The organism is Mesocryomonas lacus (genome assembly GCF_055730135.2).
The window spans coordinates 114,344-127,820 of the sequence record NZ_JBUZWE020000010.1; the positions used below are offsets into that span (position 1 = coordinate 114,344).

A 13,477-nucleotide genomic window follows, 5' to 3' on the forward strand; every position below is an offset into this window, starting at 1 on the left:
CGAGTCCAACTGCCGATTAAATCGCCTCGTAACCGCGGATGGCCCCGGTAGATCGCTTGGATTCCCCTGATAACTCTGATTTGATCCAATTCGGGCGAAAAAGTGGCAACAGGAGCGTCTCCGAAAAGGGGTTCTCCGCGGCCTTGCCCGGTTGTTTCACTCCTTCAAAGGCAGGGCAGCATGGCGGATATCGTGGAACCGAGGGGCTACTCCGACAAGGAGAAGCACTCCGACATGCAGGTCCTGCATTCGATGGGCTATGCGCAGGAACTGGAGCGCCGGATGGGCGGCTTCTCCAACTTCGCGATCTCCTTCTCGATCATCTGCATCCTGTCGGGCGGCATCAACTCGCTAGCGCAAGCGACCTCGGGCGCCGGCGGTGCGGCGATCGGCATCGGCTGGCCGCTCGGCTGCCTGATCTCGGCCGTCTTCGCCATCGCGATGGCACAGATTGCCTCGGCCTATCCGACAGCCGGCGGCCTCTACCACTGGGGCTCGATCCTTGGAAATCGCTTCATCGGCTGGCTGACCGCCTGGTTCAACCTGCTGGGCCTCGTCACCGTGCTCGGCGCCATCAATGTCGGCACCTACTACTTCTTCTTCGGCTCTTTCGGCCCGATGCTCGGCATGGAAGACACGATCGGCACGCGGATCGGCTTCATCGTGGTGATCACCAGCCTGCAGGCGGTGATCAACCATGTCGGCATCGGCCTGACCGCGAAACTGACCGACTTTTCCGGCTCGCTGATCTTCGTTACGGCCATCGCGCTGTCGCTGGCCTGCCTTGCCTTTGCGCCATCCTACGACGTGGCCCGGTTGTTCACCTTCCACAACTACTCCGGTGCGGCCGGCGGCAATGTCTGGCCGGAGGTCTCGACCGGCTGGGCATTCCTCCTTGGCCTCCTGCTGCCGATCTACACCATCACCGGCTACGACGCCTCGGCCCACACCTCCGAGGAAACCCGCGATGCCGCCCGCTCGGTGCCGCGCGGCATGATCTCGGCCGTCCTCTGGTCGAGCCTTGCCGGCTACATCATGCTCTGCTCCTTCGTGCTGCTCATCCCCGACATGGATGCGGCGGCCGCGCAGGGCTGGAACGTGTTCTTCTGGGCAATGGACACCCAGGTGCCCGCCGCCATCCGCAACGTGCTCTACGCCGCGATCTTCCTCTCGCAGTTCCTCTGCGGCCTCGCCACGGTGACCTCGGTGTCGCGGATGATCTTCGCCTTCTCGCGCGATGGCGGCTTGCCGGCCTCGCGGGCGCTGGCCAAGGTCAATCCACGCTTCCGCACGCCGGTCGCGGCTATCTGGGCCGGATCGATCGCCTCCGTGCTGTTCGTCTGGGGCACCTCGCTAATCAGTTTCGGCGAGGCGTCGGCCTATGCGATCGTCGTTTCCTGCACGGTGATCTTCCTGTTCTTCTCCTTCGCCATCCCGATCGCCTGCGGCCTGTTCGCCTACGGCACGGCCAAATGGCCGGCGATGGGCCCCTGGAGCATCGGCCGCGGCGCCTTCATGGCGGTCGCGGTGCTGTCGATCCTCGCGATGGCGCTGATCTTCGTCCTCGGCGTCCAGCCGCCGAACGGCAATGCCCTTTACATCACCCTCGGCTTCCTCGTCGTCGCCGCCGTGGTCTGGTTCGCCTTCGAGCAGAAGCGCTTTGCCGGCCCGCCGATCGGCGCCGAAATCGAGAAGCGTCGCGCGACGATCATCGCGGCGGAAAAGGCCGTCGGCGAGACGCACTGACGAGCGGCCTCGCGCCGGGACTGACGTGAAACGAAAACACCCGGGGCCGCGAGGTCCCGGGTGTTTTCTTGTGTGTGTGGGGAGAGGCGCTCGGCCCGGTCAGTCGATCGGGCTGGCGACGGCGAGGCCGAATTCGGCCGCGCTCGCTTCCAGCCAGTGCCAGAAGCTCGCGGCATAGCTGCGGGAGACCGCGACGTCGAAGGTCGGGGCGGCGTCGACTTGCCAGAGCACGCTACCGACATGGCCGGCGAGCGTCACCGCCGCGTCGCCGGGCCGGAAGGCCGAAGGGTGCAGGTCGATCGGCACGCCTTTGGCGAGCGTGGCACGCAGACTGGGTCCCGCGAGCCGCAGCACGGCATAGCCGGAGGACTGGTCGGCGACGGCGGCGATCCCATCGAGTTCTGCGGCGAGGCTGCGGGCGAAACGCCAGCCACCGCCCGGCTGGACGGCGAGCCAACTGCGCGGGCCCGTGCCGACGAGGGCGAGGTCTTTCCCGCCGGAGACCACGGGGCCGTCGGACAACGCCAGGCCATGGGCCGAGGCGAGGGTGTCGGCAAAACCCTGGCGGGCATCGCGCCGCAGCGTGACGGTGGCCAGGCCGAGGCCGAGCCGCTCGGCGGCGGTGACGCCGGCGGTGCCGCCCGGCGGGGTCGGCCGCGCGAGGGCGGAGAAGGCCGAGACGGGGTCGAGCGGCTCAAGCATGGTGGCGCGTCCCTTCGGGGTCAACGAAGTGCGGCGAGCAGATCTCGATCTCGACCTCGGTCCGGCGCAGGAGATCGACGGCGCGCATCCGCTCGCCGATCCGCTCCGGCCCGCGCTTGAGAAGGCCGAGGCCGATCCATTGTCCGAGTGCCGGCGAGAAGGCGGTGGAGGTGACGTAGCCGTCGTCGTTGGCGGTCGTCGGCGCCGCCCCGGTCCGCACGAAATGGACGCCACCCGACACCTTCTGAGCGGGATCGATCGGTCGGAAGCCGACGAGGCGCAGGCGATCCTCGGCGACGAGGCCTTCGCGCGCGGCGAGCCGCTTGCCGATGAAATCCTTCTTCGCCGACATCATCCGGCCGAAACCGAGATCGCCGGTGGTCGTGGTGCCGGAAAGCTCGTTGCCGGAGACGTGCCCCTTCTCGACGCGGAGCATGCCGAGCGCCTCTGTGCCGTAGGGCATGGCGCCGAAAGGCTTGCCGGCCTGCAGGAGACGGCGCGAGAGGGCGTCGCCGTAGTTCGCGGGGACGGCGACCTCGTAGGCGAGCTCGCCGGAGAACGAGATGCGGAACAGCCGGACCGGCACGCCGGCCCAGTCGAAGCCGGCGACCGCCATAAAGGGGAAGGCAGCGTTGGAGAGATCCACGGCGTCGCCGAACAGCTGCTCCAGCAGGGCGCGGGATTTCGGACCGGCGACGGCCATCGCCGCCCAGGCATCGGTGACCGAGGCAAGCTGCACGTCGAGATCCGGCCACAGCACGTCGGACGCGAAGGTCATGTGCTTCATGATCCGCGCCGCATTGGCGGTGGTGGTCGAGACGAGGAAGTGCTCGGCGCCGAGCCTTGCGGTGGTGCCGTCATCGAGCACGAAGCCGTCCTCGCGCAGCATGACGCCGTAGCGCGCCCTGCCGACGGGAAGGACCGCAAAGCCGTTGATGTAGAGGCGGTCGAGGAAAATGGCGGCGTCGGGGCCCTGGACGTCGATCTTGCCGAGGGTCGAGACGTCGGTGATGCCGACGGCCGCGCGCACGTTCCGCGCCTCCCGCGTCACCGTCTCCAGCCAGTCTTTTTCGCCAGTCCGCGCGAACCATTGCGGCCGCAGCCAGAGACCGGCCTCGACCAAGCTGGCGCCTTGCTCGGCGGCATGGGCGTGGCCGGGCGTGATGCGCGTCGGCTTGAACGACCGGCCGCGGGCGTGACCGGCGAAGGCGGCGATCGCCACCGGCGCATAGGGCGGCCGCGCCACGGTGGTGCCGACCTCGGGGATCGGGCGCCCGGCAAGCTCGGCCATGATGGCGTGGCCGTTGACATTGGACAGCCGTCCCTGATCGGTCGCCATGCCGAGCGTCGTGTAGCGCTTGAGCAGCTCGACCGAGCGAAATCCTTCGCGGTGGGCGAGGGCGATGTCGTCGGTGGTGACGTCGTGCTGGAAGTCGACGAAGGCCTTGCCCCGGCCTGCGACGTGCCAGAAGGCGGTGAGCGCGGTGGGTTCGTCGGCCGCCGTCGGGGCATCGCCGGGATCGGCGCCGAAGCCGAGGCTCCGGGCAGCGTCGACGCCGGCGGCATGTCCTTCGTTCAGGCCGCGCCCGAGCGACATCGTGCCGTTGGCAGCGCCGGCGACGGCCATCCCCGTCGGCAGGGCGGCACCGGGCACGAAGGCGGCGATGGCGTCCGACCAGGCGGGGCGGCCGCCGAGATGGGTCGAGAGGGCGAGCGTCGGGTTCCAGCCGCCGCTGACGGCGAGGAGATCGCTCGGGATGCGCCGCGTCATGCCGTCGGCGCCCGTAATGGCGATCTCGCCGAGCGCCTTGCCGCCGTGCGTCGCCGTCACGCGGCCGCCAAGGACGATCCGCGCGCCGAGGCGGCTCGCCCGCTCGACCAGCGCCGGGTCGACCGCGCCGCGGACGTCGACGATCGCTTCCACCGTGGCGCCGGCCTCAGCAAGGTCGAAGGCGGTGCGCCAGCCGTCGTCACCATTGGTGAAGACCGAGGCCTGTCGGCCCGGGACGACCCCGAAGCGCTGGAGATAGATCCGCACCGCCGATGCCAGCATGACGCCCGGCCGGTCATTGCCGGCAAACACCAGCGGCCGCTCGACGGCGCCGGCCGCGAGCACCGTGCGCCGGGCGACGATCTGCCAGAGCCGCTGCCGCGGCTGGCCGGCGGCGGGGACGGGAAGGTGGTCCGAGACCTTTTCGATGGCGCCGAAAGTGCCGCCGTCATAGGCGCCGAACACCGCAGTGCGCGGCATCAGCGTGACGTTCGGCAGCGCCTGCAACTCTACCACCGCACGGCGCGCGAAGGCTGCGGCGGACAGGCCGTCCACCGCGTCGCGCTCGGCGAGAAGGCGGCCGCCGAGGACGAAATCCTCCTCGCAGAGGATCGTGCGGGCACCGGCGCGGCCGGCGGCGAGCGCCGCGGCAAGGCCCGCCGGGCCGGCGCCGATGACCAGCACGTCGGCGAAGGCGAAGGCCTTCTCGTAGGTGTCGGGATCGGCGAGCCCGCTCAAGCGGCCGAGCCCCGCCGCGCGGCGGATCGCCGGCTCGTAGAGCTTCTCCCACAGGGCGGCCGGCCATTTGAACGTCTTGTAGTAGAAGCCGGCCACCAGCAGCGGCGAGACAAGGCCGTTGACCGCGCCGACGTCGAAAGCGAGCGATGGCCAGCGGTTCTGGCTGCGGGCGACGAGGCCGTCGTAGAGCTCGATCGTCGTCGCCTTGCAGTTCGGCTCGCGGCGCGCGCCCTCGCGCAGCTCGACCAGCGCGTTCGGCTCCTCCGGTCCCGCGGTCATCACGCCGCGCGGCCGGTGGTACTTGAACGAGCGGCCGACATGTTTGACCCCGGCACGCAGGAGCGCGGAGGCCAGCGTATCACCGGCATAACCGCAATAGGGCTTGCCATCGAAGGTGAGGCCGAGTGGCCGGCTGCTGTCGATGAGGCCGGTCGTGATAAGCCGGCTTATCTCCTGTGTGCCGCTCATGCCGATGTTCCCCGTCGCGCGAGTTCGACAGCGAAAATCTCATGCGTCCGGGTATCGCGCTCGACGGCGAGCCAGGCCCGGCAGCCGGCCTCGTGGTACCATAGGCCGCGGTGCCGGCCGGCGGGATTGGCACGGTGGTAGACCCGCGCCGCCTCATTCGCGCCAGCGTCCCCGGCGGCCGGGCTGGCGTCGGCAAGGCCGGTTCCGGTGGCCTCGGCATCGCCGAGGAAACTGAACTCGCGCAAATCGCGCGGGCCGCAATAGGGACAGTCTATGCGCATGTCAGGACTCCCCGGGAACAGGAAAGGCGGGGCGGGGCCGTGTCGCGGCGCGCCGGGTCAATGCAGGTTCGCTTGGGCGCCTTGGCCCTTCTCGTCGATGGTGTAGCCGCGCTCGAAGCGGTCGAGGCGGTAGGCGGTTGCGACGGGATGCGGCGCGCCGGTCGCGATCAGCTGCGCGAAGCAGTGCCCGGATGCGGGCGTCGCCTTGAAGCCGCCATAGCACCAGCCGGCATTGAGATAGAGGCCCTCGACCGGCGCCTTGTCGATGATCGGCGAGCCGTCCATCGTCATGTCCATGATGCCGCCCCAGGAGCGCAGCATGCGCACCCGGCCGATCGCCGGCATCAGCGCCATGCCGCCCTCGCAGACGTCCTCGACGGTCGGCAGGTTGCCGCGCTGGGCGTAGGAATTGTAGCCGTCGATGTCGCCGCCGAAGACGAGGCCGCCTTTGTCCGACTGCGAGATGTAGAAGTGTCCGGCGCCGAACGTCACGACGGTGTCGATGAACGGCTTGATCGCCTCGGAGACGAAAGCCTGCAGCACGTGGCTCTCGATCGGCAGGCGCAGGCCGGCCATCTCGGCGACGCGCGAGGAGTTGCCTGCGACCACCATGCCGACCTTCCCGGCGCGGATCGCGCCGCGGCTGGTCTCGACGCCGGTGACCGCGCCGGCGGCGTTGCGGATGAAGCCGGTGACCTCGCAGTTCTCGATGATGTCGACGCCGCAGTCGGAGGCGGCGCGCGCATAGCCCCAGACCACCGCGTCGTGCCGGGCGGTGCCGCCGCGGCGCTGGGCAAGGCCGCCTTTGATCGGGAAGCGCGCATCGTCGAAGGCGAGGAAGGGCAGTTCGCGCTGGAGGTCGCGGCGTTCCAGAAGCTCGGCGTCGATCCCCTCCATCATCATCGCATTGCCGCGCCGGATGTAGGCGTCGCGCTGCGCGTCGGAGTGGAAGAGGTTGATGACGCCGCGCTGCGAGACCATGGCGTTGTAGTCGAGGTCCTGCTCCAGCCCCTCCCAGAGCTTCATCGACAGCTCGTAGAAGGCGGAATTGCCGGGCAACATGTAGTTGGAGCGGATGATGGTGGTGTTGCGCCCGGCATTGCCGGAGCCGATCCAGCCCTTCTCGAGGACGGCGACGCGGGTGATCCCGTGGTTCCGCGCGAGATAATGCGCGGTGGCGAGGCCGTGGCCGCCGCCGCCGACGATGATGACGTCGTATTCCGCTTGCGGTGCCGCCTTTCGCCAGGCCGGCTGCCAGCGGCGATGGCCGCTCAGCGCATTCAACGCCAGCGAGAAGATGGAATAGCGCATGAGCCCCCGAAGAACGTGCTTGTGCTGACTGGCATCATGCGGCACTCCGGCACGGGATCTTGTCTAGGGGCGCCGGTTTTTTGATCCAGAAGGACATCAAAGCGAATGAAGCGCAGTGCGCTGCGGCGGTATCGGCGCCGGCGGAAGAGCGGGTGACGCTGCTGCTCGTGCCGGGCTTCGCCTTGATGTCTTATGCCGCGGCACTGGAGCCGCTGCGCGCGGCCAACACGCTGGCGAAGCGGGACCTCTACCGCTGGCGGCACGTCTCGATCGATGGGAAGCCGGTCGCGGCCTCGAACGGCATGGAATTTTCCGTCGATGGCGGCCTCGATCCGCGCGAGGATGCTGGCATGGTCCTGGTCTGCGCCGGCGGAAATCCAACGGTCTACGACGAACCCGCGGCCTTTGCCTGGCTGCGGGCGATGGCCCGCCGCGGCGCCACCGTCGGCGGCGTTTCGGGCGGACCGTACATTCTTGCCAATGCGGGCCTTCTCGACGGCCGGCGGGCGACGGTGCACTGGGAGCACGCGCCGTCGTTTCGCGAGGCGTTTCCGGCGGTGCAGCTGGTCGCCTCGCTTTACGCGATCGACGGGCGGCGGATGACCTCTGCCGGGGGCGTCGCGGCGCTCGACATGATGCATGCGGTGATCGCCGCGGCACACGGGCCGGCGTTGGCGCGGGCGGTGAGCGACTGGTTCCTCCAGGCGCATGTGCGTCCGGGGAGCGGCGACCAGCGGCTGGGGCCTCGCGCCCGGCTCGGCATCGTCAACCGCAAGCTGGAGGACCTGGTCGTCCAGATGGAGGCGGCGCTGGAGCAGCCGCATTCGCGTGCCGCGCTGGCGGCCTCGGCCGGCCTCTCGCTGCGCCAGCTCGACCGGCTGTTCCAGGCGCATCTCGGTACCAGCCCCGAGCGCTTCTACCTCGGCCTGCGGCTCGACCGGGCGCGCGACCTCTTGCGCCAGACCAGCCTGCCGGTGACCGAGGTGGGGCTGGCGACCGGTTTCGCCAGCGCAAGCCATTTCTCCCGCAGCTACCGCGACCGTTTCGGCGTGTCGCCGCGCGGCGAACGGACACCGGACAGGAGCACGCCATGACGCTGGAGCAGCTGCGGATCTTCGTCGCGGTCGCCGAACTCGAGCACGTGACCGAGGCGTCGAAACGTCTGAACCTCACGCAATCGGCGACGTCGAGCGCGGTGGCGGCGCTGGAGGAGCGGCACGACGTGAAACTGTTCGACCGGATCGGCCGGCGGATCGCACTGACCGAGGCCGGTCGTTTGTTCCTCGCCGAAGCGCGCGCGGTGCTGGCACGGGCGGAGGAGGCGGCGCTGGTGCTCGACGACCTCACCGGCCTGCGCCGCGGACAGCTGGCGCTCGCCGCCAGCCAGACGGTGGCGAACTATGTCCTGCCGGCGGTGATGCACCGCTTTCGCCAGCGGCATTCGGGCATTGTGGCGACCCTCGTCATCGCCAATACAAGCCGGGTCTGCGCCGCGGTCGCGGAGGGCGAAGCCGATCTCGGCTTCATCGAGGATGCCGTGGAATCGCCGGAGCTGCAGCTGCAGCGCGTGGCGGTGGACCGGCTGGCGCTGGTGGTGGCGGCAGGCCACCGGCTCGCTCAGCACTCCTTGGTGGAGCCCAGCGATCTCGCCGGCGAGGACTTCGTCATGCGCGAGCGGGGCTCGGGCACCCGCGCCATCCTCGAGGCGGCGCTGGCGGGCTGGGGTGTTCCGCCGGTCACCGTCGCGCTGGAGCTGCCGTCGAACGAGGCGGTACGGGCGGCGGTGGAGGCGGGGGCGGGCATCAGCCTGCTCTCCAGCCTCGTCGTCTCCGCGCAGGTGCGGGCGGGGACGCTGGTGGTGCTGCCGATCGCACTGCCCGAGCGCGGCTTCCACGCGGTCCGCCCGGTGCGGCGGCACCAGAGCAGGGCGGCGACGGCTTTTCTCGCCGCAGTCACGGAAAGCGGCTGAGACTGTGCTCCCCGGCACGCGGCCGGTCGATTACGGCGTAGCCGCAAGGCAAGGCGCCTGGAACAGATCACCGCGCCAGGCACCACGGAGGGTGCGGGCCGCGACGATGAGCCAGATCGCGGAGAGGAGGCAGACCAGGAGGACGCCGAAACCGTGCAGAGCGGGGATCGGCAGGAGGGCGGCGAGCTTCAGGCTCGCGAGCGTGTAAACGCCGAGCGGGAAGACATAGCCCCACCAGCCGAGATTGAACGGCACGCCTTCGCCGAAATGGCGGGCGCTGACGAGCAGCGCGATCGCCAGCCACCAGAGGCCGTAGCCCCAGAGCAGCAGCCCACCGATCAGGCCGATGCTCTCGGCGACGGGGCCGGCGGCAGCGAGCGGCGCCGAGCCGCTGGCGGCGAAGATCGCGGGTGCCGCGCCGCCCAGCAGCATCAGCGCGAGCGCCCCGGTGCCGATCGGCCCCATGGCCAGCCAGCTCGACGCGGCCATCGCCGTCGGCGGCAGCTTGTGCACCGCCATCCGCAAGAGCAGCACCACCAGGATGCTGAGGGCGATCGGCACCGACAGCGCCCAGAGCACGTAGCCGGCCGCCAGCACTGCGAGCGCTGCCTGCGGATCGGTGAGATGCGGGGCAAGGAGGCCAGCGGAGGCCGCAGCGACCTCCGACGCCACCACCGGCAGCAGCCAGACCGCGGTCATCTGCTCGACCGAATGGATCTGGCGGGTGAACATCAGAAAGGGCACGGCGATGCCGACGACGACGGCGAGGGCGGCATCCACCCACCACAGCGCATGCGCGACAGTCACCGCGACGGCGCCGAAATGCGGCACGGCGAAGACGAGGATGCCGTTGATCACCGTCGCCAGCGCCATCGGGATGCAGCCGAGATACATCGATACGATGGAATGCCCGAAGATGCGCCTGGCCTCGGCCGTGAACAGGATCCAGCGGGCGGCATAGAGGCCGCAGGCGACGAGGAAGAGCAGCGTCGCGGCGATCCAAAGCCCTTCGCCGAGGACTGGCATCAGCGGATGGAGACCGCCGAGCTGTGCCAGCGCCAGACCGAGAATGCCGGTTCCCATCGGGACCGCGAACCAGTTGGGCGTGAACTGGCGGACGATCTCGAGCGGACGGTCGATCCCGGCGAGAAAGCCGGAGCGGGGTGAGATGGACAAGGGGACGGACATGGACGGCTCTCCTGGCGTGCGAGAAAAACCTATCGTCGGACCTTTGATCTATCCAATGGATTGATCAGCTCTCATCGTTCGTCTCAGTCGATTGATTTGCTCACGCCGGCCTGTCGTAGCCGGCAACCCGTGCTTCGGTGTCCCAGCTGAGCGTTTGGGCAAAGGCCGCCTGGTCGACGGCCGCGAAGCCGTCGAGGCAGAGCGGCTGCGCGAGTTCGGTGAACCAGGGGCGGGCCGCGGCCTCGACGAGGGCGGCGCGAAGGGCGGCGATGGCGGCGGCGTCTGCCCCCGCGGCGGCGACGAAGGCCGGCATCGGGGCGGTCTCGGTGGAGGCGATGACGCGGATGCCGTCGAGCCGCGCGGGATCGGCGCGGCGAATGAGAAGGTGCCAGTAGGCGTCGAGCGGGCCGACGTCGATCGTGCCGTCGAGCACGGCGTCGAGCACACCGCGCGGGGTGACCAGCGGTCCGACCGAGCCGGCATAGAGCGCCGGGCGCGCCGGCGTGCGGTAGGCGAGAAGGTGGTGGCGCACGGCGTTGAAGCCGGAATGCGAGTGCTCGACCGTCCAGCCGATGCGGGTGCCGAAGCTGTCCTCCAGCGTGCGGAAGGGGGCGTCGCGCCGGACGATCAGGTCGGTGCGGTAGACCGCGCGCCCGGCGGCCCAAGGCGCCGAGGGCACGGGCGCGGCGATCGGCACCACCGGCGACAGGCCGAGGGCGATGGGGTAGCCGCACATCAGCGCGCAGCCGAGATCGGGACGGGCCCAGAGCACGTCCATCGGCGCCGGCGCCGGATAGGGGGTGTAGGCGAGTGGCACGCCGGCATCCTTGGCGACGTGCTCCAGCAGCGCGCGCCAGGCGTCCTCGATGGCGGGCGTTGCCGCATACATCCGTGCATTGGCAATCGCGGCGGCGGGAGGACAGGCGGGTGCTGGGGTAGTCGGGGCACTGACGGTCATAGACGGGTTCCCGGTGCGATCTAGGTTATGGACCATCCAGCGCGTCCGGAAGAAACGGAAGAGCCGCGACCCGCAGCCGTTTCCGTCAGCGGCAAGTCCGCTCCAGTGCTGCCTTGCGCGGCGCTGACGCGCCAGAGCGGGAGGAAGTCTGAATACCCAATGCCGTATAGTGAACCATACATGTGGCTACTAATCGAGAGAACTGATGCCTGATCGCTCATAACGTCGCGATATGTCGCCGTATCATCGTTGCGTCGCTGCTCCTTGCACTGCACCCTGACATCGACCTCACGGGAAAGTGTGATTCATGGGTGGAACGATTCGGATGGGAAGAGCGGCGCCGCGGCGCGGGGTGGAGTGGCCGACGGTGGCGTTGGCGGCCTTTATCTACGGTGGTTTCTTCACCCTGACATTCTTCCACGCGTCGATGCCGCTCTTCGTCTTTGCGCCGCTCTGCGCCTGGCTGGTGGCTTGGCACTCCTCCCTGCAGCACGAGATCCTGCACGGCCACCCCACCCGGTCGCGGACCATCAACCGGATGCTGGCGGTGATCCCGCTCTCTCTGTGGATGCCCTACGAGACCTACCGGCTGGCGCATCTGCGCCATCACTGCGACGACCGGCTGACCGATCCGCTGGACGATCCGGAATCGCGCTACGTCACCGCCGAGGATTTTGCGACGCTCGGCCCGTTCGGCCGCTATCTCCTGAAGCTGCAGAAGACGCTGCTCGGCCGGCTGGTGATCGGCCCGGTCTGGGCGGTCGGCCATTTCTTTGCAGATGAAGCGGTGAAGCTGCGCCAGGGCGACAAGGTGGCGGCGCGGGCCTGGGGGGAGCATCTCATCGGCGTCGCGGCGGTCGTGTTCTGGCTGGTCGAGGTCTGCAAACTTCCGATCGGCGTCTATCTCGGTCTTGTCCTCTATCCCGCGATCTCGCTCCTCCTGATCCGCTCCTTTGCCGAGCACAAGGCGGCGGATGGCGTTGCCGAGCGCACGGCGATCGTCGAGAATTCCTGGATTCTCGGGCCGCTCTTCCTGTTCAATAACCTGCACGCCGTGCACCATGAGCGGCCGGCCATGCCCTGGTACGAAATACCCGCCTGGTACCGCACGAACCGCGACCGGCTGATCCGCGAGAACGGCGGCCACGTCTATGACGGCTATGTCGACGTCGCCCGCCGCTTCCTTCTCAGCGGGCATGACAGCGTCGTGCATCCGCGCGCGCTGCGGGCGGCCTAGCTATTTTACCTCGCCGATCAACTCGGTCAGGAAGGCGGTGATCTGGTGTGGCTGGACGACGGCCAGCCGGATCAGCTCGTCGAAGCGCCGGCCGAACAGGCGGACGTGATCAACCGAGTTGAGGACGAGGTAGCTGTTGCCGAGAAAAAGCGCGACACGCTTCGCCCCGAACACCGTGAACGGGCTCGAATAGACCTCGCTCAGCGTGTAGCAGTAGATCCGAAGGCTCGGGTAGAACTCGGCATAGAGTGCGATGAGGTGCTCGAGCTGCGCACGGCGCATCGCCCGCGGCAGGCCGTCCCATTTGCCCTGGCCGGTGGCGAGCGTCGCGAAGGCCTGGACCGAGGTGCAGACCTCCAGCTCGCTGTCCGGCCGCCGCATCACCGACAGCCGCGCGTCGACCGCCTCCACTGCATTGTCGGGCGTGCCGAAACTCTTGCTGCGGTATTCGTAGCGCAGCACGTCCTCGGTCTTCAGAAAGTCCGGAAAGGTCTCGGGCACCGTGCGGATGCGCAGGCCCTCGGCCTCGCGCAGCCAGAGCACGAACTGTTCGTCGATCGGGCCGCGGGTGTGCGGCTCGATCTGCAGCATGGCCTCGATGATCTCGGCGCCCACTTCCTCGCGTTGGGTGAGGCCGAGCAGCCAGTCGACCGAGATGCGGCAGGCCGAGGCGATGGCGATCAGCGTGTCGGCCCGCGGCAGGCGCGGGCTGTCGGCCGTCAGCAGTTGCGACAGCGTCGAGCGGTCGACGCCGGTGAAACGCGAAAAGGCGGCTTGGTTCAAGCCGGAGCGCGCGATCACCTGCTGAAGGCGCTGGCGGAAGAGATCGGACGTCGCCGGCTTGTCGGCAGGTGAGATCATGGTTCGAATCCACAACAGATGTTCGTTTGAACAGCATAGCAAGGGATTGCGAAACGAGACAGGCACAGCCGTTCCCGAGAGCCTTCTTGGCTTGAACTCCGGGCCGGTGTGCGGATGTTGCAGGGCCCCGCCGACTGGTCGTATGCCTGCCGGCAGCGCGGCGGTGATCGCCAGGGCCAGCCGGTTCCGGCCGATAAGCCAAAGCGGGCTCGCCGTGCTGCGGAGGACCGCTTCGGCCAGGCCGGCG

General features: G+C 68.9%; 11 protein-coding genes. 4 read left to right on the plus strand and 7 right to left on the minus strand.

Features of this window, described 5'->3' with window-relative positions:
- The first annotated feature begins 180 nt into the window (after positions 1-180).
- The gene (locus ACZLZY_RS16470) at positions 181-1,746 is read left to right on the plus strand and encodes an amino acid permease (protein WP_472935288.1); all 1,566 of its coding nucleotides are present in this window, start codon (positions 181-183) and stop codon (positions 1,744-1,746) included.
- A gap of 99 nt (positions 1,747-1,845) precedes the next feature.
- Here ACZLZY_RS16470 and ACZLZY_RS16475 read toward each other — a convergent pair whose 3' ends face one another.
- Genes ACZLZY_RS16475 through ACZLZY_RS16490 form a run of 4 tightly spaced genes read right to left on the minus strand, consistent with a single transcriptional unit; the run spans position 1,846 to position 7,017 of the window.
- Entirely contained in the window at positions 1,846-2,448 is a 603-nt protein-coding gene (locus ACZLZY_RS16475; RefSeq protein ID WP_472935289.1) for a sarcosine oxidase subunit gamma, read from the minus strand.
- Complete coding sequence (locus tag ACZLZY_RS16480; RefSeq protein WP_472935290.1) at positions 2,441-5,425, minus strand: sarcosine oxidase subunit alpha family protein; 2,985 nt, start codon at positions 5,423-5,425, stop codon at positions 2,441-2,443. Before ACZLZY_RS16480 ends, ACZLZY_RS16475 begins: the two co-directional genes overlap by 8 nt.
- Complete coding sequence (locus tag ACZLZY_RS16485; RefSeq protein ID WP_472935291.1) at positions 5,422-5,706, minus strand: sarcosine oxidase subunit delta; 285 nt, start codon at positions 5,704-5,706, stop codon at positions 5,422-5,424. Before ACZLZY_RS16485 ends, ACZLZY_RS16480 begins: the two co-directional genes overlap by 4 nt.
- A gap of 57 nt (positions 5,707-5,763) precedes the next feature.
- Positions 5,764-7,017: a sarcosine oxidase subunit beta family protein gene (locus tag ACZLZY_RS16490; protein ID WP_472935292.1), complete on the minus strand. Its 1,254-nt coding sequence runs from the start codon at positions 7,015-7,017 to the stop codon at positions 5,764-5,766.
- A gap of 152 nt (positions 7,018-7,169) precedes the next feature.
- On the opposite strand from ACZLZY_RS16490, the gene ACZLZY_RS16495 reads away from it, so the two are divergent.
- Both ACZLZY_RS16495 and ACZLZY_RS16500 read left to right on the plus strand, forming a co-directional pair.
- Positions 7,170-8,111: a GlxA family transcriptional regulator gene (locus tag ACZLZY_RS16495; RefSeq protein WP_472935293.1), complete on the plus strand. Its 942-nt coding sequence runs from the start codon at positions 7,170-7,172 to the stop codon at positions 8,109-8,111.
- Positions 8,108-8,986 (plus strand): LysR family transcriptional regulator, encoded by an 879-nt coding sequence (locus ACZLZY_RS16500; RefSeq protein ID WP_472935294.1) that lies wholly within the window; start codon positions 8,108-8,110, stop codon positions 8,984-8,986. The genes ACZLZY_RS16495 and ACZLZY_RS16500 overlap by 4 nt, the downstream gene beginning before the upstream one ends.
- 30 nt (positions 8,987-9,016) lie before the next feature.
- Here the strand turns inward: ACZLZY_RS16500 and ACZLZY_RS16505 are convergent, their stop codons facing one another.
- Both ACZLZY_RS16505 and ACZLZY_RS16510 read right to left on the minus strand, forming a co-directional pair.
- Positions 9,017-10,174: a TDT family transporter gene (locus tag ACZLZY_RS16505; RefSeq protein WP_472935295.1), complete on the minus strand. Its 1,158-nt coding sequence runs from the start codon at positions 10,172-10,174 to the stop codon at positions 9,017-9,019.
- A gap of 100 nt (positions 10,175-10,274) precedes the next feature.
- Positions 10,275-11,132 carry a phosphate/phosphite/phosphonate ABC transporter substrate-binding protein gene (locus tag ACZLZY_RS16510; RefSeq protein ID WP_472935296.1) on the minus strand — a complete coding sequence of 286 codons (858 nt, stop codon included), beginning with the start codon at positions 11,130-11,132 and terminating at the stop codon, positions 10,275-10,277.
- Between the two features lie 307 nt (positions 11,133-11,439).
- Between ACZLZY_RS16510 and ACZLZY_RS16515 the strand changes: the two genes are divergently transcribed.
- Positions 11,440-12,369, plus strand: coding sequence for a fatty acid desaturase (locus ACZLZY_RS16515; protein ID WP_472935297.1), 930 nt, complete (start codon positions 11,440-11,442; stop codon positions 12,367-12,369).
- Here ACZLZY_RS16515 and ACZLZY_RS16520 read toward each other — a convergent pair whose 3' ends face one another.
- Positions 12,370-13,230, minus strand: coding sequence for a helix-turn-helix domain-containing protein (locus ACZLZY_RS16520; protein ID WP_472935298.1), 861 nt, complete (start codon positions 13,228-13,230; stop codon positions 12,370-12,372).
- Positions 13,231-13,477 lie beyond the last annotated feature (247 nt).

Coding starts and splice junctions, on each gene's coding strand:
- ACZLZY_RS16470 (WP_472935288.1), top strand. CDS start 181: ATGGCGGATATCGTGGAACCGAGGGGCTACTCCGACAAGGAGAAGCAC.
- ACZLZY_RS16475 (WP_472935289.1), bottom strand. CDS start 2,448: ATGCTTGAGCCGCTCGACCCCGTCTCGGCCTTCTCCGCCCTCGCGCGG.
- ACZLZY_RS16480 (WP_472935290.1), bottom strand. CDS start 5,425: ATGAGCGGCACACAGGAGATAAGCCGGCTTATCACGACCGGCCTCATC.
- ACZLZY_RS16485 (WP_472935291.1), bottom strand. CDS start 5,706: ATGCGCATAGACTGTCCCTATTGCGGCCCGCGCGATTTGCGCGAGTTC.
- ACZLZY_RS16490 (WP_472935292.1), bottom strand. CDS start 7,017: ATGCGCTATTCCATCTTCTCGCTGGCGTTGAATGCGCTGAGCGGCCAT.
- ACZLZY_RS16500 (WP_472935294.1), top strand. CDS start 8,108: ATGACGCTGGAGCAGCTGCGGATCTTCGTCGCGGTCGCCGAACTCGAG.
- ACZLZY_RS16505 (WP_472935295.1), bottom strand. CDS start 10,174: ATGTCCGTCCCCTTGTCCATCTCACCCCGCTCCGGCTTTCTCGCCGGG.
- ACZLZY_RS16510 (WP_472935296.1), bottom strand. CDS start 11,132: ATGACCGTCAGTGCCCCGACTACCCCAGCACCCGCCTGTCCTCCCGCC.
- ACZLZY_RS16515 (WP_472935297.1), top strand. CDS start 11,440: ATGGGTGGAACGATTCGGATGGGAAGAGCGGCGCCGCGGCGCGGGGTG.
- ACZLZY_RS16520 (WP_472935298.1), bottom strand. CDS start 13,230: ATGATCTCACCTGCCGACAAGCCGGCGACGTCCGATCTCTTCCGCCAG.